This window comes from Latilactobacillus parafuchuensis, from assembly GCF_055271665.1.
On sequence record NZ_CM143875.1, the window covers coordinates 1591188 to 1612939 of the forward strand.

Here is a 21752-nt window from a genome sequence, read left to right on the forward strand (position 1 = left end):
TGCATTTTAAGTCCTGATTAGTTGTCTTTTTGGTTGGATTGAAGCAATGTTGGACTGAATTCATCAATCAGCGCGTGAAATTCTTGGAAGTCTTGAACCGTCAAAGTGGTTAAGGTCGCCTCGAGTTGCTCCTTGACCCCGGCATAAGTTAAACTTTTAAGCGACCGTTGTTCATAGTAGGCCACGAGGCGGCGGGCGTAAGTGTCGGCAACAAAGACTGGTCGATTGAAGACATATAATAATAAGACATCAGCGGTTTCGGGGCCGATGCCGGGGAGTGCTAATAATAAGGTCCGTAATTCAAGCGTTGAATAAGTCGCGTCCATTTGGCCAATCTGATAATCGTGCGTCTTGAAGAAATCGAGGAGGGCAACCAGCGTCTGACTTTTATGTCGATAAAAACCACTGGGGCGGATTAACGTCATCAGTTGGTCATCGGTTAACGCCAGAATGCGAGCCGGTTGTAACGCAGTGGTGCGCTTTAAATTGGCGAGCGAATAATCGACATTGCGCCAATTTGTATTTTGAACGAGTACGGCGCCAATCATCATTTCCCAAACTGAATCGGCCGGCCACCAATGTTGCGGACCATGTTGGGCTAAGAGTTGATGGTAGAGTGTGGTGTAATCAATCATTATGAGGACCTCCTTTGCTAGTCATTAGTTTAGCACGCCGATTGATTAACTCAGTCCGTGAACACTTATGAGATTTAAGGCTTGACTTTTTGTGTTTACAGATGTAAATTTAATGTATCGAAAGAAAGCAGTTGTTCGCAACGGCTATTTTTTTAAAGATAAAGTTTACAAATGTAAATAACAGGAGGATTTAATCATGGAACAAATTGTTAAGATTGATGGCATGAAATGTGCGGGTTGTACACAAAAGGTGCAAGCTCGGTTTGAAAAATTAGCGGGGGTTCAATCCGTCCAAATGGATTTAGCCCAAAAGCAAGCGACGTTGACGGTTACTGAACCGATTGCCTCAACGACGTTAGCGGCCGCATTGCAAGATACGAAATACACGATTGCTTAGTAATTAGGCGAGAAAGGAGTCAGCGATGACCACCAAAACTTTTAATATCGACGGGATGGTTTGTGCCTCTTGCGCGCAAACGATTGAAGGCACGACCCGTAAATTACCAGGCGTCCGCACTGCGGCCGTCAACCTAGCGACCGAGAAAATGCAGGTCGATTACGATAGTCAACAATTGGCCGTGACTGAAATTGAAGCGGCCGTTAGTGATGCCGGTTATCAAGCCACTGAACAAGTCGATCATCAACAAACGGCGGCTAAGATCCAGGATAAACGGACGACGCATTTACAAGTGCTCTGGCACCGCTTCTGGTGGTCCGCATTGATGACGATTCCGCTACTGTATTTATCAATGGGGCATATGGTCGGTGCACCGTTACCAAGTCTCTGGCACCCGACTAGCCATCCGTTGATGTTCGCGGGGACGCAACTGCTACTGACATTACCGGTGTTATATTGGGGTCGGTCATTTTTCACCATTGGCTTTAAAGCGTTATTCAAAGGACATCCGAATATGGATACGTTAGTGGCGCTCGGGACGAGTGCGGCTTGGGGGTATAGTCTGGCTGCGACTATTGGTATTTTGTTTGGCCAAACCGCACTAACAATGAGCCTTTATTATGAATCAGCCAGTGTTATTTTAACCTTAATCACGCTGGGTAAATATTTTGAAGCGCGTTCGAAAGGCAAAACATCGGCCGCAATTGAACGGTTGATGAATTTAGCGCCAAAGCAAGCGACGGTCTTAATAGACGGAATTGAACAGACCGTGGCGGTCGCCGATTTAAAAGTGGGCGATGTGATTCTGGTTAAACCGGGTGAAAAGATTCCGGTTGATGGACAAGTGATTAGTGGACATTCCGCGATTGATGAAGCGTTGATTACCGGTGAAAGTTTACCGGTTGAAAAACAAGTCGGCGATGCGGTGATTGGGGCCAGTCTGAATAAGAATGGTAGTTTCCAATTTAAAGCCACTAAAGTCGGTGAGGCAACGGCTTTAGCTCAAATCGTAAAATTGGTTGAATCAGCTCAAGGGTCAAAAGCACCGATTGCAAAATTAGCCGATACGATTGCCGGCGTTTTCGTACCGATTGTGATGGGACTAGCGGCCTTTTCCGGCTTAGCTTGGTATTTCTTGGGCCAGGAATCATGGTTATTTGCCTTAACGATTACGATTTCGGTCTTAGTGATTGCCTGTCCGTGTGCGCTCGGTTTAGCGACGCCGACAGCGATTATGGTCGGAACCGGTAAAGGGGCTGAAAACGGCATTCTAATCAAAAGTGGGACGGCGCTCGAAACCGCCCAACGGGTTCAAACGGTCGTTTTAGATAAAACTGGGACGATTACGCAAGGCCAACCCCAAGTGACCGATACGGTAGTGGTTCAAGGGACCACGACTGAATTATTACAACTGGCGGCGAGTGTCGAAGTCGGTTCGGAACATCCGTTGGCGAGTGCCTTAAAACAGGTGGCAACGGATCAGGATTTAGCTTTATTACCGATCAGTCAATTTACGGCCGTTCCCGGGTTTGGGTTATTAGCCGAAGTGGCTGAAGCAACGATTGCTTTTGGTAATCAGGCGTTGATGCAACAACAAAATGTGTCAGTGACGGCTGAGCAACAGACCACCGTTCAGCAATTAGCGGCGCAAGGTAAAACACCGATGTATCTCGCTAAAGCGGGCCAACTCCAAGGGGTGGTCGCGGTTGCGGATCCAGTTAAAGAAACGAGTGCCACCGCGATTCAAGCATTACAACAACAAGGGGTTCAAGTCGTGATGTTGACGGGCGATAACGCGCAAACGGCGCAAGCGATTGCGGCATCCGTGGGGATTACTGAAGTCATTAGCGACGTTTTACCAGAACAAAAAGCACAAAAGGTGCAAGCTTTACAAGAAGCCGGTCAAATCGTGGCGATGGTTGGCGACGGCATCAACGATGCGCCCGCGTTAGCGCAAGCTGATATCGGGATTGCGATTGGTTCTGGCACCGATGTGGCGATTGAATCAGCCGATATCGTACTGATGCATAGCGATTTACAAGACGTGCCACGAGCTTTGACGTTGAGTCGCAAAACGATGCGCAATATCAAAGAAAACCTCTTTTGGGCCTTTGCGTATAACGTTTTGGGGATTCCAGTTGCGATGGGGGTCTTACATCTATTCGGAGGACCCTTATTAAACCCGATGATTGCCGGGGCAGCGATGAGTTTTAGTTCAGTTTCGGTGTTATTAAATGCATTACGTTTGAAACGGTTGACGTTAAAATAGGCACCAACTAAAAAGGCTAATTCCTGAACGATAGGGAATCGGCCTTTTTAAATGGGACGAATTGTCAATCTAAGCACAACACTGGTGGCCTAAAAAAAGACCCATAACGGGGACAAGGTTTAACGATCAAGAAAAACAGTGTCCCTGTTATGAGCTACTACCAACTTATAATAAATCAGCACGGAAGTATTCTAGTGTTTAAGGCAAATGGCGATTCAATTCGAAAATTTTTATCACGGCCTCTGGTTAACTACAAGCGGAGAAATATTTATGGATTCTATGAAAAATCTTTGTGATAATTGACTGCCATACTAATGCTAGCAACTATAAAAGCAAGAGCGTATTTAAATAAAAAGAATTGATGCCACATGTATGTTTTGGGAAATATTATATCGCAGAAAACAATAGTAAGAAGCGCTGATGCACAGGCTATATAATAAATCCTTTGTGAGTACTCATCTTCTTTACCGATTTTTTTCGAATATGTCCAAAGCAAGATCACGCCTATAACTAGTAAGAATATACCGAATCCAATTAGTCTATTCCAATTAGTTGTTGAACTTTCAGCCCAACTCTTTAAAGAATAAAATGCGACATTGGGTATATCTGAAATTGATTTAATCGCCATCATAATTTCCACCTTCCTTATATACGAATAGCTCGTTAACATCGACATTAAATATTTTTGCAAGACGGAAGGCGAGTAGCATTGAAGGGATATAGTTGCCTTTTTCCATCACAAAAATTGTTTGTTTGGAGACTCCTGCTTTTTTAGCAAGTTCTTGCTGCGATAATCTCGCTAAAACTCTAAACTCATAGACTTTATTATCTATGGAATCACCAAGGTCTTTTTTCATCTCATCACCTCAAATAATATTATAAAATATTATTTGATAAAAGTAAAGTTTAATTATACAAAATATAATTTTAATTTTCTATGTAGGCTGAATTAAATGTATTGCGCTTGAATCGATTAACCTTAAAATCAGGACAGTATTAAAAGAGACCAACGTCTACATATAGGGGATGTTAGTCTCTTTAATCGTTTTAAAATCAATGTAATCGGTTGCTAGAATTAGATTTAAACGTTATATTATTAGAAGTAATTATTGAGAAGGAGTTTACTAAATGGCAATTAAATTAATCGCATCCGATATGGATCATACTTTATTAACGGAACAGGGGCAGCTACCACCCGATTTTGTCGAAACAGTTCATGCGCTGACCGAAAGTGGTATCTTATTCACAGCCGCTAGTGGTCGTCCATTGTATACGTTGAAACAAATGTTTCCGACGTTAGCCGACCAAATGTGTTATGTCGGTGATAACGGGGGCGTCATCAGCTATCGAGGTGAAATTCTGTTTAAGAGTTTATTACCCTTAAACGATTATCAACGAATGGTTCAATTTGTGAATGAAAGCCAGACCGGAATCGGGATGATTTGTGGGATGGACGCTGCTTATATTGAACGGCAATATCAAGATTCAGATGCCGTCTTCCGTCAATTTTATGCCAATATTGAATATGTTGATGATTTGACCCAAGTCACGGTTGAAGCGGATAAATTTACCGTCTATTTCCCCGAAAAGAATAGTCAAGCCTTCTACAATCAGGTTTACGGACCGGAATTTGGCAGTGATTATTCAGTGACGGTTGCGGGCGTTGAATGGGTTGATATTATGAATCAGGGTGTCAATAAGGGGCATGCCATGCATTTATTGGCCGAGCATTTCCAGATATTACCAACCGAAATGATGGCGTTTGGCGATACTTATAATGATAAGGAAATGCTTCAAACCGTGAAATATAGTTATCTAATGGGCAATGCAGCGCCTGATATGGCCCAATACGCGACGTATCAAGCCGATACGAATGATAATTATGGGGTTTTAAAAGAAATCAAGAAATTATTATAGATAACCAAGACGCAATTTTTTGGAAGGTAATGGGGGCGGTCGTTTCTTGTAAAATTTCATGGGCAGTGTGTGGTAAGATTTGGACCGTCGCGGCAGTCAATTGCGCCTGATTAAACTGACTGGTTAATTGGCGGGCCCGACGACCATTACCACCGGCTGGATCGTCTTGGCCGCTTAAGACAAGCATTGGAAAAGTTTGATTTGTGGCGAACCAATCCGTTTGTCTGGACTGTTGCGCGATGGTAAAGAGGGTTGCAAAACCATTGTTGGTAAAGGTATAACCACAAAGGGGATTTTGTTCATAGGCGGAAACGTTGTCTAAATTGTAACTCAGCCAGGAAAAGGGGCGGCGTCGATCAAATTTTTGTGGATAGATGCCAAAAGCGAGCCGGTTTAGGACGTTCCCCGGTTTGTGGGGCGCCTTTTTAGCGATGAGTCGGATGACCGGTAAGCCAACTTTTAAAACAGCGGGGACGTCAATTACCCCGATGAAAATAACACCACTTAATCGACTGGACGCTTGTTTCAAATACTGGGTCGCGAGCATTGAGCCCATTGAATGGCCTAGAACGAACAAGGGGAGTTCGGGATAACGTACCTGAGCGAATTGACCAATTTTTAAACTATCCGCCAGTAGTGTCGCTGCACCATCTTGACCGAAGTAGCCCAATTCGCTAAGGGATTGGACTGAATGACCCTGTCCCAGATGATCATGGCCGATAACCACCCAACCTTGAGCGGTTAGATATTCTGCTAGCAGGGTGTAGCGTTCAATATATTCGGCCATACCGGTGATAATCTGGAGAATACCGACGGGTGTTTGGTCGGTCGGTTCCCAAAGGATGGTATGCAATTCGACATCGGCTTTAGTCGAGTTAATTTTAAAAACGTGCATGGTTTATTGCCTCCTTTAAAGGGCTTTCATTGTTGCCATTGTCCCCATTCTAGCAGAGATTATTAATAATGCACCTAGTCTGCTTATACATCATTGAACAATCGCAAGTAGTTAGAAGCACAATTTTGTATACCGCAATATAAAAAAGGGTCATTCGCCAGAATTTTTGGCGGATGCCCCTTTTTAAGTGGTGCGTGTGCAACGAGCAGTTTAATTTTAATCTTTAACGGTTTGATTAATCGCTTCGGCTTGTGCAAAGTATTGTGAACGGAAGCGACTAACGACGCCCCAGTAATAGAAAATTAAGGCGAGCACCGTGATGACGATGAAATCATATGGATAATGTAGCCAGTTACGACCATTAAACGCACTACTACCAACATAGGAAATCACCGATAACAATGCGAGATAGATAATGAGCCACAAACTGCCTTTAACTTGCGCCCAAGTATCTTGCCAATGGCGGCGGTATTCATAATAGATGTAAAAAGGAATCCCTAACAGAATCACGCCAATCACCTTAATCGTCGTCGGCCACATCGCCCAATAAGTCGCTAAACTAGCCAGAACAAATGAAAAAGGCGCCATGACTTTGAGCCAACGCGATTGAACGGGTCGTTTGAAATCCGGGGCCATTTTACGTAAGGACATTGCGGTGACCGGACCAGTCAGATAGGCAATCAGTGTCGCCGTTGAAATGACACTGGCTAAGGTTCCCCAACTTCTAAAAATCGAGACGAGTAACATGCTAACGAGCGCGTTAATCACCATCGCAACCCGCGGAATATGGTATTGGGCGTTGAAGCGCCCGATGATAGCCGGCATGTGTTGATTTTGTTTCAAGGCGGCAAAGGTGCGCGCACAAGACGCAACAAACGAAACGCCGGTCCCAAAAGGTGATACAAAAGCGTCTAAATAGAGTAAGACGGCTAACCAATGAATCCCTAATAGAATTGCTAAATCGGCAAAAGGCGATTGAAAGTTTAACCCGTGCCAACCCGTCTTGGCGATGATTGTTGGTGAGACCGCGCCAATGAAGGTGACTTGTAATAATAGATAAATCACAATACTGATGCCGAGTGAAATCGCAATGCCGCGCCCAATATTGCGTTTGGAATCTTGAATCTCACTGCCGACATTGATCACGGTTTGAAAGGCGTTATAGGAAAAGATAATCCCCGATACCGAAGTGGCCGCAAAAATTTTAGCGGAACCATACGGCATGAAAGTCGCCATTGAATGACCAAAATTAGCGGGATGCCAACCAGTTGAAATCAATAAGATAATCGTCAAGAGCGGCACACCCAATTTAAAGATGGCGATAAAGCTCGTGAAACGGGTCAGAAATTTAACTGACCAAAAATTAAGTAACGTAAAGACGATAATAAATAGGAAAACGACGAGTAATCCGCGATTTGAAATCGCGCTATTGTGCATAAAATGATTGGTCCAATTGGCCCAAGTCCACGGCCAAGAACTCATATATTGAACAGCGGCCACGGCTTCGATTGGAATAATCGTTACGAGCGACACCCAATTGGCCCAAGCGGCGATAAAACCTAATAAAGAACCGTGACTATATTGAGCGTAATGACTCATGCCGCCACTTTCGGGGAACATGGTGCCGAGTTCAACGTAATTAAAAGCGATGGCGCCAATCACAATTGCCCCGACAATCCAAGAAATAATGGCGGCCGGTCCGGCAACGGTCGTCGCTTCCCAAGCACCAAATAACCATCCTGAACCAATAATTGAGCTGAGGCCTAACATGACTAAACTAAATAAACTCATTTTGTTTTTCTCTAACATGGCAACCTCCTGTGTATGGTGAGCTATTATAGCAACCAATTAGGGGGGATACAAATGGCAATCGGATTAAGAAAGGGCCACCAATCGTTTGTCAGCAGTGACGTTCGCGATTTCAAAAAAATTAGTTTCGGAAGGTAACCATTAAAAAATTTATTGATATTTTGACATTAAACGGCCAGTTTTCTTTAACGCGCGCCACAACTCATCAATTTCCGTTCAAATCAAAAAGGCGATTATCCTTAGTTCGGGATAATCACCTTTTCAACTTGATACTCAATGATAACGTGCCACCCCCACTGATTCCTGTGCTTAGCGACGTTTCGTAAACAAAGTCAAAATTTAGACTTTATTCACGAAACTAGGCTAATGCTCAGAATCAAACCGTGGATGGGGGCACTCAATCAATAACTGAGTTCTGTCACAGCTCGGTGCTTGTATAAATTAAGGCTTAGCGATGAATCGCGTCGGTTTGTTTGAGTAATTTAACTTTACGATCATTCCAAAATGATTCAGACATATCGCGATAGAAAATGGCAGTCTGACAAGTAGGACAACGCTTGATACCGTAATCAATAGCGGCTTGGCATGCTGGACAATGAAAGGCAGTTGTCGTTGATTCAGTGGCAACTGGTGTTTCTTCACGCGTATCTACCATCAATAGGACTCCAATCTTAGCTTAATGACCTTAGTATACCTTATCGGGTAGCGCTTTGTTAAGTCCTTGAACCGGTTTTTTAAAAAAATATGCACAAAATCGAAATAATATGCTATACTAGGCAAGTACTAAAGCGGTATGCGAGTGTAGTTTAGTGGTAAAATTCAAGCTTCCCAAGCTTGTGTCGCGGGTCCGATTCCCGTCACTCGCTTCTATAAAACAGTATAAGTGAAAAACGATTATCCGATTTTGAGGGTAATCGTTTTTTTGTGCTAGTCAGAGTGCGAAGCATCGTCTTTTGAAACCTTATCAGTTATAATGGGTTCACAACTAATCAAGGGGGTCAAACTGATGAATAGTATCCATTTAATTTGTTTAGGCGTTTTAGATTTAACGGCATCTCGTAAATTCTATCAAGCACTTGGTTTTAATGAACCGGCTAGCGAATACGCTGATGTGATTGCTTTTTTTAATAACTTTGGCACTAAACTGGAACTCTTTCCGTACAAAGCGTTGTTGGCTGATATCGGTCTTGATGCAGAGAAGAACCCAATGCCGACGACGTTTAATGGCGTGACCTACGCTTATAATACGAAGAGTGTAGCTGAAGCTGATCGTGTCTTTCAAAGGGCATTGGCCAACGGTGCCACTTTAGTGAAACCCCTGACGTGGGGCGACTGGGGTGGTTACAGTGGCTATTTTAAAGAGTTGAACGGTTATTATTGGGAAGTGGCTTACTCCAAGGACTGGCAATTTGATGCCAATGATATGCTGATTATTCAGTAGGGTTAAGACTTTAGGCGGATTGTGTCCCAATTAGTGGTTTGGTAAAGTAATGACTGTAGTAAACGCCTTAAACTCTAGGCGATTGAATGGGCAGGAGTGAATCGAATGACATTGTTAGAAATCAAAGATATTCACAAGTCATATTACGTGAATAAAGAAGAATTTAAAGTTTTAAAAGGGATTAATCTCAATTTTGATCGAGGCGAATTTGTCTCCATCTTGGGGGAATCCGGTGGTGGTAAATCAACCTTATTAAATATTATTGGCGGATTAGATCACCAATACGATGGTGAATTAATCGTCAACGGTGAATCCCTTAAAAATGCGTCTGAAAAGAAATTTGATGCGTATCGGAGTCAGACGATTGGTTTTATTTTTCAAAGTTTTAATTTAATCAGTCATTTAACCAATTTGGAAAATGTGATGGTGCCACTCGAAATGACTAATTTATCGCACAAAGAACGGGTCGCTAAAGCCACCGCTTTGCTCGAACAAGTTGGGTTGAAAGACCATGTACATAAACATCCTAATCAATTGTCGGGGGGCCAAAAACAACGAGTCGCAATTGCACGGGCACTAGCGGCCAATCCCGATGTGATTATTGCCGACGAACCAACGGGGGCGTTGGATAGCCAAAATACCGCGGAGATTCTCGAAATTCTCCAAAAGATTGCTGAAGATGGTAAGTTGGTGATTGCCGTCACGCATTCCCAAGCAGTTGCGGATCACGGCACGCGCGTCGTTCATATGGTTGATGGTCAAATTGATTATGACAAGTCATTGAAGGCGGCTTATCCAGCGCCAGCAGAAGTTGCTACAAAGAAGAATAGTCCGTTAAGCTTTGCATCGGCGTTTAAAATGGCGATGCAACACATGCGTTACGATATTAAACGTAATCTGTTGATTATCTTTGGCGCTTCGATTGGGATTTTCTCGGTGATTTTAATGCTGGGCCTGGGACAAGGAGTGACCGGCTACATCAATGATCAGGTCTCGTCACAAGTTAATCCGAATACGGTCCAAGTGGCCAGAAATATCACCAAAGAACAGACCGAAGCGGGTGATACCGGAGATTTAGCAACGAAAGATTTAAATCGTTTTAAAAAGATTAAGAATGTAACAAAAGTTGAAAAAGGCTTTTTCGCACAAGGGGTCCAGGTTAATTATTTAAAGAAGCGGACTACGATTCAAATGTTCCAAACTTTTAATAAGACCGAACGGGTGTCAGACATTACGGTTGGTCATCAACCTGGGCGAGATGAAATTCTGTTAACCAAAGCGACCGCTAAGGAATTGAATAAACATTATAAACAGATGGTCGGCCGGACGATTACGGTTTACGTCAACGCGCTTTCGAAGAATCAACAACCGGTTCAAATGAAAAAGACGTTGAAAGTTTCGGGAATTATTAAATCCGGCACGGACGCAATTAATTACAACACACTAGCGGCGATGTACGCTGCTCAAAAATTAGAGTTTGCCCCGAATTTTGCCGCGGTGACGATTAATGAAACGGCGAATGTTAAAGCGGTGCAAAATAAGATTAAGACTTATAGTAGCCAAGTTGCTGGCAAAGCGCATAAAGATTATCAAATTACGGGGGTCGGTGCGATTTTAGACTCGATCAACACTTATTTGATGTTAGCCTTCTATGTCTTAGCGGGTATTGCTGGTATTTCACTCTTAGTTTCTGCGATTATGATTATTGTTGTTTTATACATCAGTGTTTCTGAACGGACCAAAGAAATTGGCATTCTACGGGCAATTGGTGCGCGCAAGAAAGATATTCGCCATTTATTCGTTTCGGAAGCGTTCTTGATTGGTCTATTATCAAGTGTCCTCGGTGCTTTAATCGCGGGAGTCGGCCAAGTGATTGTCAATACGATTGCGAAACCGTTAACGCATATGGCGATTGTTGATATTTCAAGTGGTTATATTATTTTTGGAATTGTCATCAGTATTCTGATTAGTTTACTGGCAGCATTAGCGCCATCCCGTAAAGCGGCGAAGTTAGATCCAATTGAAGCGTTGGCTGCTGAATAATAGTTGAAAAATTAATTCGGATTGGTTATACTAGGATCAAGATAGAACAGTCGAAAGAATAATATCAGTGGCGATTACTAGCGAGTTCGGGATTGTGTAAGCCGAATAATCAAACTGATGTGGCGCGCTTTTGATTGAACAATTGCATACTTTAAAGTGGATCGATTGATCAATTTGAGTGGTACCGCGGGAAATCTCGTCTCTTTCATTTATTTGGAAGGGACTTTTTTTTCGGAAATTAAAGGAGGAATTTAACATGGATTTTAAACAACAAGTGGCCAATACGTTAGCATCAGTTTTAGGTGAGACATTAGAATTAGCCCAAATCGAAAAATTAATTGAAACCCCTAAGACGTCAGATTTAGGGGACTATGCCTTTCCAACCTTCATTTTGGCGAAGAGTTTGCATAAAGCGCCTCAACAAATCGCCCAAGATTTAGTCGCTGAAATTGACGCGACTGATTTTGAAAAAGTGGTCGCAACTGGCCCTTACATTAACTTCTTTTTAGATAAAGCGGCGTTTAGTGATCAAATCTTAAAAACCGTTTTAACTGAAATGAGTAACTATGGTCAAAGTGATTTAGGCCAAGGCGGTAACGTACCAATCGATATGTCATCACCCAACATTGCCAAACCAATTTCAATGGGTCATTTACGCTCAACCGTGATTGGTAATTCAATTGCCAAAATTTTAACTAAAGTAGGCTATCAACCCATTAAAATTAATCATTTAGGTGATTGGGGCACGCAATTTGGTAAGTTAATCGTGGCTTACAAAAAATGGGGTAGTGAAGAAGCTGTTAGAGAAGATCCAATCACTAACTTATTGAAATATTATGTGAAGTTCCATCAAGAAGACGTTGAACATCCTGAATTGGATGATGAAGCGCGTGCTTGGTTTAGAAAACTAGAAGGTGGCGATGAAGAAGCCACTGAATTATGGTCATGGTTCAGAAGTGAATCCTTAAAAGAATTCCAAAAGATTTACGACATGTTGGACGTTAAATTTGATTCATACAATGGTGAAGCTTTTTACAATGATAAGATGGATACGGTTGTTAATGCGATTGAATCTAAAGGGTTATTGCAAGAAAGCCGCGGCGCTGAAATTGTTGATTTAACGGCTTATAACTTAAACCCAGCGTTGATTAGAAAATCAGATGGTGCCACGCTTTACATGACACGTGATTTAGCGGCTGCGATGTATCGGCATGATACTTACCATTTTGTGCAATCATTGTACGTCGTTGGTGGCGAACAACGTGAACATTTCAGCCAATTAAAAGCTGTTTTAAAAGAAATGGGCAATGACTGGTCAGACGATATTCATCACATTCCATTTGGTTTGATTACGCAAGGGGGTAAGAAATTATCAACCCGGAGTGGTCGGGTCATCTTGTTGGAAGAAGTTTTAAACGACGCGGTGAAATTAGCCGGTCAACAAATTGAATCGAAGAATCCTGACTTACCGAATAAAGCAGAAGTAGCCAAGCAAGTCGGGATTGGCGCGGTTATTTTCCATGATTTGAAGAATGATCGTTTAGATAATTTCGACTTTAACTTGGAAGAAGTGGTGCGTTTTGAAGGCGAAACCGGTCCTTACGTACAATACACGAATGCGCGTGCGCAAAGTATTTTACGCAAAGCCAACCAAGAAGTCGTTGCTGACGATCAATTAGTAGTTGCCGACAGCAATGCTTGGGATGTTTTAAAAATGTTGAATAACTTCCCGAACGTCATTGTGCGTGCTAGCAAGGAATACGAACCATCAGTAATCGCTAAATATGCGTTACGTTTAGCCAAAGTTTTCAATAAATATTATGCAAATTCTAAGATTTTAGCGGATGACGATCAACGCAACGCACGGTTGGCATTGGTTAAGAGTGTCAGTACCGTTTTAGAAACGGCCTTAGATCTATTAGGCGTTCAAGCACCAAAAGAAATGTAAAATGCTGACTCAAATGGGTTAGATTTTGAGGATTAACTTAAAAACAGGAATTGTGGTGTTTTATGCCATAATGCCTGTTTTTTTATTTTACCTTAAAAAATAGTTGTATTTAGAAGTGTACTGTGTATAATAGTACACAGTAGTACAGCAATCGAAAAGGTGGTGAATTGCTTAATGATAATTGATAAAACCAGTGCTAAACCTTATTACGAACAAATTATATGGATGATTAAAGAACAAGTGATGCAAGGTATTTTACAACCTGGGGAACAAATTCCGTCGGTTCGTGAGATGGCACGTCAGTTGCTGATGAATCCTAATACCGTCAGCAAAGCCTATAAATTATTAGAAGTCCAACGGGTGATTGTGACCGTTAAAGGTCGCGGGACCTACATTGCCGAACGTCAAACGGAACAACGTGATATCGCCAAACAACAACAGATTCAACAAAAATTAGACGAACTTGTTTTAGAAGCCAGTTATTTAGGGGTTGCACAAACTGAAATGACAGAATGGCTGGTGACAAGTTATGAAAGGAATCAAACAGATGTTAACAATTCAAAACGTTCATAAAACAATTGAAAAAAAATCAATATTAACCGCGATTAGCTTTACCCAAAAACCGGGTGAAATCATTGGTTTAGTCGGGCGCAACGGGGTCGGTAAATCGACGTTATTACGGTGTATTGCCGGTTCGTATCAATTAGATGATGGACAGGTCTTGATTGATCAAACCGATGTTGCTATTCAACCTGAAATGCGTACGCAACTTTTTTACTTAGATGAAGCGCACTTATTCTTTAAAGGCAATCAGTTATTACAAATTGGTCGCTACTATGCGCAAGCCTATCCCGATTTTGATACCGATCAGTTAACGGATTTATTAGCGATGTATCATCTGGACGGCCACCAACGCTACCAACAGATGTCTAAAGGGATGCAGGGGTTGTTCAACATTATTTTGGCCGTTTGTAGCCATGCGCGTTATTTATTATTGGATGAACCATTTGACGGTTTGGACGTGATTGTCCGTAAGAACATCATTCGACTCTTATTAGACCACGTTGGACAAACGCAAACGGCAGTTTTAATCACGTCGCATAACTTAGTCGAACTCGATCAATTAATCGATCGCACGTTGATTCTGAAAGAAACTAAAATTATCAAAGATTATCAATTAGAACAATTACGGCAAACCGACCGTAAATTACAAATTGTGTTAAAAACCAATACGATACCGGCGTTGTTCAAAGAAGCCGGTCGGGTCTTATCAGTTTCTGGTCGCGTGATGGTCGTTTATTTCCCTAATTATTCTGATGAATTAGACGCGCAAATTCAAGCATATGAACCAGTCTTGTGTGAAAGTTTACCAATTACGCTAGAGGATTTATTTGAAGCTAATTTAGTCACGGAAGATGATTATCAAGTTTTTATTTAAAAAAGAGGGGACACTTAAAATGACACGACAACAATTAGCAGCCATTATGAAACAACGTTATTTCAAATATCTAATCGGGTTATTGTTACTGATGGTCGGGATTCAAGCGGCCGTTGGCTTACAACAAGGCCAATCTTGGCAAAGGGATAATCAATATTATCATTCAACCAAATTTGTGAAGGACTATAAAGCAGATTCGGCGAAGTATGCTGGTTATCAGGATGGTAGTGGTAAGCAGCCAGCTAAAGTGACGCTTGAAAGCTTTCAAGAAGAGGTGTTGAACTTTTTTGATAATCGGGAGAATGCCGTACCGTCCGTGATGACCCTGACAATTGCTTTTATTTGTATGACGGCAGGCCTGCTGACCTTTACGTATGATCGCCGGACGAATTTCGATGCTTTTTTATTTGGACTAGCCACCAACCGACGATCAATCTATTGGGCCAAAATAAAATTAGTTGGATTAATGGTACTGGCGGGCATTGTCATTGGCCAGAGTAGTTATTATTTAATTTTAAAAACAATGGTTCACCAACCCTATTTTAATATCGAGATTGGTAACCTATTACAGCACGAATTGGCCTTACTGATCATTCTAATGGGGCTTTACGTCTTAGGATGCTTCCTAGGGTTAGTCGTTGGTGAACTAGTCACCTTGCTCGTTGGTGCTTATGGACTCCTATTTACCTTAACGTTTAATATCACTAATTTAGAGGATCTTCGGCATTTTATCCAAAGTCGAACGACTACTCAGTATGGAATGGATCCTGGGAGTATCCGGTTCTTTTTAAATCGGATTCTTGATACGCACTACGTTGGTACGGTTTATAGAAACAGGAAATATTTTGTATTAATTATCGGTATTCTAATGACCAGTATGTTTGTTTTATGGCTGGGTCAGCGAATCTATCAAAAGAGTTCGTTAGAACACCAAAATCAAGTGGTGACAATGGACTGGTTGAAATGGCCACTATTGATCCTAGGGACTTTATACGTGGCCTTTCTGATGACGATGAATGGGGTTTTCAGTCGACTGCCTTATGACCTATTGGACACCCATGAAAAATACTTATTACTTTGGTATCTCATCCGCAATGTCGTACTCGTCGGAATTGGTGGTTGGTTATTCATCGATCGACCTTGGCAACGAAAAATACGATTGAGTTGGTTTAAAACCAGTCGCAAAATAAATTAAATGCAAAAATAGCGTTAATCCTGAGTTGATCCGGGATTAACGCTATTTTTGATTGACGCGTGCCCAAACTCATCAATCTCCGTTCAAATCAAAAAAATCAGATTATCCTAAATACGGGATAATCTGATTTTTTAACTTGATACTCAATTGATAACCGAGTTCTGTCACAGTTTGACTAAGCTACTTTATTTTGATGACGCGCAATGGCTGGTAGAATCATGCCCAGTGCAATGAAGATGACTGGTGTGATGATGTTTAAGCTCAATTGGAACCACCAAGTTGATGGGTTAGCGGCGTAACTGAGTTTCGGTACCATCCCCATCAAACAAGCAAAAGCGGTGAAGAAGAAGCACCAACCGCCGATAATCATACCGACAGTCGGATTTTTAACGAAATGGTATTCTGAATTGAATTTCTTTAATTGTTTATTTAAGAGCATGTAAGCTAAGAAGACCCATAGGTAACGCAATGGCATAACAACTGAGTTCAAGTTTAATAACCAGTTATATAACTCATTCATATTGCCAATCCCAAGGGCGGGAATCACAATCAATAAACCGACTAAGGTCCCGGTTAAAATATAACCGTTGGTTGGAATCCCTTTAGCGTTGAGTTTCGATAATTTTTTAGGAATGAAGTTGCTATCGGCATCACCTAGCAAAATTTTAAGCGGTGCATCGATTGAGAAGGCCAAAGCTGAGACTTGAGCGAGCGTATTGGCGAGCGCATAGAGAATTACGAAAGTTGGGCCGACATGGTAATAAAGGCCTAAACGACGGAAAGCTTCATAAGCGCCGTTTGCCATTAAATCAGATGGAATGTGGTTGGAATTAAAGAGCATTCCCATCCCGAATGACCCTAAGATCGCACAGAATGCGACCATCCCAGCGAGGACTAACATTCCTTTCGGAAATTCGCGGGCGGCATTATGCGTATTGTTGACATAAGGTGAAATTTTTTCAGCACCACCCACGGCGAAAACTAACATTGAAATCGTGGTGAAGTAGTTGACATCAAATTTAGGAATGTAGGTTTTGATACTGGTCATATCCGGTGTTGCGATGTGCGCCCCTTTAGTCATGAAAGGCGCTGAAACGGCTAGAATAATGAAAAGAATCGACATGATGAACATGGCCGTCCCTGCGATACTCCCAATCCGATTTAAAGTTGCAATCCCGCGTGATGATAGCCAGAGAAATAATAAGAATAACGCGAGACAGATAATCGAAACCGTCAAGGATGAAATCGTGTTGACGAAATTACCATTGCCTTTAAAGAGCCAACTCATCGCGATCAGAATTCCTTGGGGCTTTTGAGCCAAATAAGGAATGTGAACGACCCAATAAGTCCAAGCGGCGTAATAAGCGAGCCGTTTTGTACTGGTGGCTTTAATCCAAGATGAAACGCCACCGTTCGCCTCTTTAAAAGTGGAACCTAATTGACCGACAATTAAGGCGTAAGGCACGAAATATAAAAGCATGATCAAAATCCAAGAAGTAATAACAGAAAGTCCCTGTTGTGCATAGTTGTTGACGACATTGCCTAATCCCCAAACGGCGACGAAGGCAATTAGTGCAACGTTAAACCAGCGCAATTGTTTTGTATCTGATGCCATGATAAAATCTCCTTTGATATTAATTAGGTACTCCTTGCATATTAAGCGAAAATTAATGAGATAGCAATGATAAATAGCAGTCATGTCAAATTAATATGACTGCTATTGAGTGTTGATGACTAGTGTACGTAGTATTTATCACAAATCAACTCATATTTTGTGGATTGACCCACAAATCAAAATCAGCTTCAGAAATAGTGGTTAATTCAAGCGTGGCCTCTTTTAACGTTTGTTGGTTAGCCAGTGCGGCTTGCGCAATTTTAGCACTTTGTTCATAACCAATATGGGGACTTAGTGCAGTCACTAACATTAATGAGTTTTCACATAAGGCTGCCATTTTTTCAACGTTTGGGGTTAAGCCGACTAAACAATTAAGCCGGAACGAACGGAGACCGTCAGTTAATAATTGAATTGATTGCATCATATTATAAGCGATTACTGGTTTAAAGACGTTTAATTCGAAGTTACCTTGGCTGGCAGCCACTTGAATCGTGGTGTCGTTGCCCATGACTTGAACCGCCAACATGGTTAAGGCTTCACATTGTGTTGGATTAACTTTGCCCGGCATGATTGAGCTCCCTGGTTCATTGGCTGGAATCGTAATCTCGCCTAAACCACACCGGGGACCACTGCTTAACCAGCGAATGTCGTTAGCAATTTTGAGTAGGTCACCGGCTAAAGCGCGTAAGGCACCATGCAGGTAACTGATGGCAGAATGGCTCGTTAAAGCGTAAAACTTATTCGGATCACTGGTGAAACGCAACTGATATTGGTGGCTGAGTTGTTCAGCCATTGCGGTGCCAAATGTTGGTGAGGCGTTCATGCCGGTCCCAACGGCGGTTCCACCAATCGCTAAGTTGCGCACGGCATCTTGGGCTTGGTCGATAAACTGGCTATTATTGATTAACATGCCAGCCCAGCCACTAACCTCTTGACCGAAGGATAGGGGGGTGGCGTCTTGTAAATGGGTACGCCCGATTTTGATAATTGCGGCGTAATCACTGGCCTTTTGTTGTAAGAGCGTGGCCCATTTTTGACATTCAGGTAATAATTGGGTGCTAATCGCTTCGACGATGGCTAGGTGCATTGCGGTCGGGAAAGTATCGTTAGAACTTTGCGAAAGGTTGACGTGGTCGTTGGGATGCATCCAATCGGCATGTGTTTGATTACAGAGATGCGCAATCACTTCGTTGACGTTCATGTTTGATTGCGTGCCACTACCAGTTTGCCAAACGCTTAATGGAAATTCGCTGTCATGTTGACCGGCAATAATCGCATCGGCTGCCTGACAAATCGCTTGTTGGCGTTCATTAGATAGTTTATGTTCGGCTAGGTTAACGATTGCGGCCGCTTTTTTAATTTGGGCTAAGGCCGTGATATAGGGGAGTGGAATCGTTTCGGTACTAATCTTAAAATGTTCCAGGCTTCGTTGCGTTTGTGGGCCCCATAGATGGGTATCATCAATTTCAACGGGACCGAGCGCATCGTGTTCAATTCGGGTCATTTGGCAGTCACTCCTTTTTGCGCGACACCGGCGTCAATCGCCGCTTTAGCTACAGCTTGGGCGACAGTGTCACTGATGGCTGGTTCGAAGATTTCGGGCATGATGTGTTCGGTCGTTAGTTGGTCTGGTGTGACGTAATTGGCAATCGCGTAAGCCGCCGCAACTTTCATGGCTTCATTGATTTCAGTCGCCCGCACTTGGAGGGCGCCCGCGAAAATACCGGGGAATGCGAGCACGTTATTGATCTGGTTCGGATAGTCCGAACGGCCGGTTGCAATAATCGCTGCGCCAGCGGTTTTGGCAATTTCGGGCATGACTTCTGGAATCGGATTGGCTAAGGCAAAAATAATTGGATCCGGCGCCATTGTGCGAATCATTTCAGGGGTTAGTGCTTCTGCGACAGAAACACCAACAAAGACGTCCGCGTCGACGATTGCGTCGGTCAGTTGACCGGTAACGTGCTCCGGATTAGTCGTTGCGGCAATTTCACGTTTATGGGCCTGACTATTTGAATCGTCAGCGCGCAGAATTCCGAATTGATCGGCCGCGATAATATTGGTGACGCCGAGATTTTGGAGCATCTTGATGATGGCCGTCCCGGCCGCACCCGGGCCGCTGAGGACGACTTTAATTTTGTCGATTGATTTATGGATTAATTTTAACGCGTTGATTAAACCGGCCGCAACGACGACTGCGGTGCCGTGTTGATCGTCATGAAAGACCGGAATATTTAATGTTTTTTTCAAAGTGGCTTCGATTTCAAAACATTTAGGCGAAGCAATATCTTCCAAATTAATGCCGCCAAAACTAGGGGCAATTTGTTGGACGGCCGTAACAATGGCTGCGGGCTCTTGCGTGTCTAAACAAATCGGAAAAGCATCGAGCTGGCCGAATTGTTTGAATAAAATTGATTTGCCTTCCATGACGGGCATTGCTGCTTGAGCACCGATATTACCGAGACCTAAAACCGCTGAACCATCACTAATGACGCCAACCATATGGGATTTAGCGGTGTATTGATAAGCGGCTTCAGGGTCTTTTTGAATGACCCGACAAGGTTCGGCCACTCCGGGACTGTATGCGAGTGCTAAATCATGCATCGATTGGATTTGAACCGTACTTTCTACTGCGATTTTACCTTGTTTAGCGGCGTGTAAAGCGAGTGCTTCTTCATTAATAGTCATGATCATGTTTCCTTTCAGTAGTGTAATTGGTTGACTAGTTTTTCAGGAATACCATCTTTCAAGGCAGTTGTTCTGAAGTCGTCTTTTGATTTAACCGTTGCTTTGGCAATTTTGGCTGCTCGTGAATAACCAACGACTTTTGACAAATCAGTTGCCAAGGAAGTGCTGTTTTCGAGATTTTCGAGACAGCGTTGTGGATCCGGTTCTAAATCGACTAAGCAATTGGTGACGAAGGTGTCGATGGCCCGGGTTAAATATTGGAATGATTCGAGGAGTTTATAGAAGATAACCGGTTCAAAGGCGTTTAATTCGAGTTGGCCGGCTTCAACCGCCATTGAAATCGTGGTGTTGTTGCCAATCACTGCAAATGCGCATTGATTAACGATTTCAGGAATCACCGGATTAATTTTACCGGGCATGATTGAGCTGCCATTTTGTTTGGCTGGAATCCGATATTCGCCAATACCGGATAAGGGTCCCGAAGAGAGCAAGCGAATATCGTTGGCAATTTTAGAAAGGCTAAGGGCTAGTGTTTTAAGATTATCGGCCAAAACGGCGTAACTTTCGACGTTTTGCGTACCATCGATTAGATCTTGGCTAGGCAAGAAATTAAAACCGGTTATTTCTCGTAGAATTTGGGCAGCAGTCTGTGGAAAATCGGGATGGCTATTGAGCCCCGTCCCGATGGCGGTACCGCCTAAATTAATCCGTAATAATTCATTGGTCGCGGTTAAAATTCGTTGATGATTGCGACTAATCACAGTGTAATAAGCGTGAATCTCATCACCGACCGATAAGGCGACCGCATCATTGAGTTGGGTACGTCCTAATTTCATGATGTCTTGGTAACGGTCCGATTTTTGTAGAAGGGTGTTTTCTAAATAATCTAGTTGTGCCATTAATAGTGGGACTTTTTTGAGTAACGTTAGTTTGCCAGCTGAAGGATAGACGTCGTTGGTCGATTGGCCCTTGTTGACGTGATCGTTGGGATGGACGAGATCATAAGCACCACGAGTTCCGCCCAGATATTCGATGGCTCGATTGGCAATCACCTCATTAGCGTTCATGTTTGAACTCGTACCAGCGCCCCCTTGGAGTGGATCTACGATGAATTGATCGTGTAGTTTACCGCCAATGATATCGTCGCAGGCGCGAACAATCGCGTTAGCAATCGCGGGGTCTAACACGTTTAATTGTCGGTTGGTTAAGGCACACGCTTTTTTTATTTCAGCGAGACTAATAATAAAGTCGGTATCTAATAAATTATCGGTAATCTTAAAATTCTCTTGCGCACGAGCAGCGTTGACACCATAGTAAGCTGTATCATCAATCATCATTTCGCCGACGCTATCACGTTCAAGTCTTGTCATGTCGATTCCTCCAAAAAATTAATTGTTAAGAACACCCTAAGCTAAACATATTATCCGCAAGGTGTAAACGGTTACAAATGATGCTGTAACGT

General features: G+C 42.8%; 17 protein-coding genes, 1 tRNA gene and 1 pseudogene. 9 read left to right on the top strand and 10 right to left on the bottom strand.

The window, feature by feature from the left end; translation table 11 throughout:
- Positions 1 to 17 precede the first annotated feature (17 nt).
- Entirely contained in the window at positions 18 to 635 is a 618-nt protein-coding gene (locus ACVPPQ_RS07865) for an endonuclease III domain-containing protein (RefSeq protein WP_463493833.1), read from the bottom strand.
- Between the two features lie 196 nt (positions 636 to 831).
- Here ACVPPQ_RS07865 and ACVPPQ_RS07870 point away from each other — a divergent pair.
- Positions 832 to 3301: pseudogene (locus ACVPPQ_RS07870) on the top strand (heavy metal translocating P-type ATPase).
- Positions 3302 to 3578: 277 nt separating this feature from the next.
- On the opposite strand, the gene ACVPPQ_RS07875 reads toward ACVPPQ_RS07870, so the two are convergent.
- Together ACVPPQ_RS07875 and ACVPPQ_RS07880 are read right to left on the bottom strand one after the other, a co-directional pair.
- Complete coding sequence (locus tag ACVPPQ_RS07875; RefSeq protein ID WP_463493834.1) at positions 3579 to 3929, bottom strand: DUF2178 domain-containing protein; 351 nt, start codon at positions 3927 to 3929, stop codon at positions 3579 to 3581.
- The gene (locus ACVPPQ_RS07880; protein WP_463493835.1) at positions 3919 to 4158 is read right to left on the bottom strand and encodes a helix-turn-helix transcriptional regulator; all 240 of its coding nucleotides are present in this window, start codon (positions 4156 to 4158) and stop codon (positions 3919 to 3921) included. The genes ACVPPQ_RS07875 and ACVPPQ_RS07880 overlap by 11 nt, the downstream gene beginning before the upstream one ends.
- A 271-nt stretch (positions 4159 to 4429) precedes the next feature.
- Here ACVPPQ_RS07880 and ACVPPQ_RS07885 point away from each other — a divergent pair, with 271 nt between their 5' ends.
- Positions 4430 to 5218: an HAD family hydrolase gene (locus ACVPPQ_RS07885; RefSeq protein ID WP_463493837.1), complete on the top strand. Its 789-nt coding sequence runs from the start codon at positions 4430 to 4432 to the stop codon at positions 5216 to 5218.
- Here the strand turns inward: ACVPPQ_RS07885 and ACVPPQ_RS07890 are convergent.
- The 3 genes from ACVPPQ_RS07890 to ACVPPQ_RS07900 all read right to left on the bottom strand — a co-directional run bounded on the left by ACVPPQ_RS07890 (position 5202) and on the right by ACVPPQ_RS07900 (position 8577).
- A complete protein-coding gene (locus ACVPPQ_RS07890; RefSeq protein ID WP_463493839.1) occupies positions 5202 to 6113 on the bottom strand; it encodes an alpha/beta fold hydrolase in 912 nt (303 codons plus the stop codon). The two genes, ACVPPQ_RS07885 and ACVPPQ_RS07890, sit on opposite strands and share 17 nt — an antisense overlap.
- Positions 6114 to 6329: 216 nt before the next feature.
- Positions 6330 to 7922, bottom strand: a complete 1593-nt coding sequence (locus ACVPPQ_RS07895; RefSeq protein WP_463493841.1) for an APC family permease — start codon at positions 7920 to 7922, stop codon at positions 6330 to 6332.
- Between the two features lie 448 nt (positions 7923 to 8370).
- Complete coding sequence (locus ACVPPQ_RS07900) at positions 8371 to 8577, bottom strand: hypothetical protein (protein WP_025083158.1); 207 nt, start codon at positions 8575 to 8577, stop codon at positions 8371 to 8373.
- Positions 8578 to 8717: 140 nt separating this feature from the next.
- Between ACVPPQ_RS07900 and ACVPPQ_RS07905 the strand changes: the two genes are divergently transcribed.
- From ACVPPQ_RS07905 to ACVPPQ_RS07935, 7 genes are all read left to right on the top strand, one after another.
- A tRNA-Gly gene (locus ACVPPQ_RS07905) sits at positions 8718 to 8788 on the top strand.
- A 140-nt stretch (positions 8789 to 8928) separates the two neighbouring features.
- Entirely contained in the window at positions 8929 to 9363 is a 435-nt protein-coding gene (locus tag ACVPPQ_RS07910) for a VOC family protein (RefSeq protein WP_463493842.1), read from the top strand.
- Positions 9364 to 9468: 105 nt separating this feature from the next.
- The gene (locus ACVPPQ_RS07915; protein WP_463493844.1) at positions 9469 to 11406 is read left to right on the top strand and encodes an ABC transporter ATP-binding protein/permease; all 1938 of its coding nucleotides are present in this window, start codon (positions 9469 to 9471) and stop codon (positions 11404 to 11406) included.
- A 256-nt stretch (positions 11407 to 11662) separates the two neighbouring features.
- Positions 11663 to 13354, top strand: coding sequence for an arginine--tRNA ligase (gene argS, locus ACVPPQ_RS07920; protein ID WP_025083161.1), 1692 nt, complete (start codon positions 11663 to 11665; stop codon positions 13352 to 13354).
- A 174-nt stretch (positions 13355 to 13528) separates the two neighbouring features.
- Positions 13529 to 13927 carry a GntR family transcriptional regulator gene (locus ACVPPQ_RS07925; protein ID WP_025083162.1) on the top strand — a complete coding sequence of 133 codons (399 nt, stop codon included), beginning with the start codon at positions 13529 to 13531 and terminating at the stop codon, positions 13925 to 13927.
- Positions 13902 to 14792, top strand: a complete 891-nt coding sequence (locus ACVPPQ_RS07930) for an ATP-binding cassette domain-containing protein (RefSeq protein WP_463493846.1) — start codon at positions 13902 to 13904, stop codon at positions 14790 to 14792. The genes ACVPPQ_RS07925 and ACVPPQ_RS07930 overlap by 26 nt, the downstream gene beginning before the upstream one ends.
- Positions 14793 to 14811: 19 nt before the next feature.
- Positions 14812 to 15987, top strand: coding sequence for a hypothetical protein (locus ACVPPQ_RS07935; RefSeq protein WP_463493848.1), 1176 nt, complete (start codon positions 14812 to 14814; stop codon positions 15985 to 15987).
- Positions 15988 to 16162: 175 nt separating this feature from the next.
- Here ACVPPQ_RS07935 and ACVPPQ_RS07940 read toward each other — a convergent pair whose 3' ends face one another.
- The 4 genes from ACVPPQ_RS07940 to ACVPPQ_RS07955 all read right to left on the bottom strand — a co-directional run bounded on the left by ACVPPQ_RS07940 (position 16163) and on the right by ACVPPQ_RS07955 (position 21660).
- Positions 16163 to 17602 (bottom strand): amino acid permease, encoded by a 1440-nt coding sequence (locus ACVPPQ_RS07940; RefSeq protein WP_106483368.1) that lies wholly within the window; start codon positions 17600 to 17602, stop codon positions 16163 to 16165.
- Positions 17603 to 17747: 145 nt separating this feature from the next.
- Positions 17748 to 19106 carry a class II fumarate hydratase gene (locus ACVPPQ_RS07945; RefSeq protein ID WP_463493850.1) on the bottom strand — a complete coding sequence of 453 codons (1359 nt, stop codon included), beginning with the start codon at positions 19104 to 19106 and terminating at the stop codon, positions 17748 to 17750.
- The gene (locus ACVPPQ_RS07950) at positions 19103 to 20290 is read right to left on the bottom strand and encodes an NAD(P)-dependent malic enzyme (protein WP_463493852.1); all 1188 of its coding nucleotides are present in this window, start codon (positions 20288 to 20290) and stop codon (positions 19103 to 19105) included. Before ACVPPQ_RS07950 ends, ACVPPQ_RS07945 begins: the two co-directional genes overlap by 4 nt.
- Positions 20291 to 20304: 14 nt before the next feature.
- A complete protein-coding gene (locus ACVPPQ_RS07955) occupies positions 20305 to 21660 on the bottom strand; it encodes an aspartate ammonia-lyase (protein ID WP_463493854.1) in 1356 nt (451 codons plus the stop codon).
- Positions 21661 to 21752 lie beyond the last annotated feature (92 nt).

Excerpts from the sequence above, each read along its gene's own strand:
- ACVPPQ_RS07865 (WP_463493833.1), bottom strand. The coding sequence starts at position 635 with ATGATTGATTACACCACACTCTACCATCAACTCTTAGCCCAACATGGT.
- ACVPPQ_RS07875 (WP_463493834.1), bottom strand. The coding sequence starts at position 3,929 with ATGGCGATTAAATCAATTTCAGATATACCCAATGTCGCATTTTATTCT.
- ACVPPQ_RS07880 (WP_463493835.1), bottom strand. The coding sequence starts at position 4,158 with ATGAAAAAAGACCTTGGTGATTCCATAGATAATAAAGTCTATGAGTTT.
- ACVPPQ_RS07885 (WP_463493837.1), top strand. The coding sequence starts at position 4,430 with ATGGCAATTAAATTAATCGCATCCGATATGGATCATACTTTATTAACG.
- ACVPPQ_RS07890 (WP_463493839.1), bottom strand. The coding sequence starts at position 6,113 with ATGCACGTTTTTAAAATTAACTCGACTAAAGCCGATGTCGAATTGCAT.
- ACVPPQ_RS07895 (WP_463493841.1), bottom strand. The coding sequence starts at position 7,922 with ATGTTAGAGAAAAACAAAATGAGTTTATTTAGTTTAGTCATGTTAGGC.
- ACVPPQ_RS07900 (WP_025083158.1), bottom strand. The coding sequence starts at position 8,577 with ATGGTAGATACGCGTGAAGAAACACCAGTTGCCACTGAATCAACGACA.
- ACVPPQ_RS07910 (WP_463493842.1), top strand. The coding sequence starts at position 8,929 with ATGAATAGTATCCATTTAATTTGTTTAGGCGTTTTAGATTTAACGGCA.
- ACVPPQ_RS07915 (WP_463493844.1), top strand. The coding sequence starts at position 9,469 with ATGACATTGTTAGAAATCAAAGATATTCACAAGTCATATTACGTGAAT.
- argS (WP_025083161.1), top strand. The coding sequence starts at position 11,663 with ATGGATTTTAAACAACAAGTGGCCAATACGTTAGCATCAGTTTTAGGT.
- ACVPPQ_RS07925 (WP_025083162.1), top strand. The coding sequence starts at position 13,529 with ATGATAATTGATAAAACCAGTGCTAAACCTTATTACGAACAAATTATA.
- ACVPPQ_RS07930 (WP_463493846.1), top strand. The coding sequence starts at position 13,902 with ATGTTAACAATTCAAAACGTTCATAAAACAATTGAAAAAAAATCAATA.
- ACVPPQ_RS07935 (WP_463493848.1), top strand. The coding sequence starts at position 14,812 with ATGACACGACAACAATTAGCAGCCATTATGAAACAACGTTATTTCAAA.
- ACVPPQ_RS07940 (WP_106483368.1), bottom strand. The coding sequence starts at position 17,602 with ATGGCATCAGATACAAAACAATTGCGCTGGTTTAACGTTGCACTAATT.
- ACVPPQ_RS07945 (WP_463493850.1), bottom strand. The coding sequence starts at position 19,106 with ATGACCCGAATTGAACACGATGCGCTCGGTCCCGTTGAAATTGATGAT.
- ACVPPQ_RS07950 (WP_463493852.1), bottom strand. The coding sequence starts at position 20,290 with ATGACTATTAATGAAGAAGCACTCGCTTTACACGCCGCTAAACAAGGT.
- ACVPPQ_RS07955 (WP_463493854.1), bottom strand. The coding sequence starts at position 21,660 with ATGACAAGACTTGAACGTGATAGCGTCGGCGAAATGATGATTGATGAT.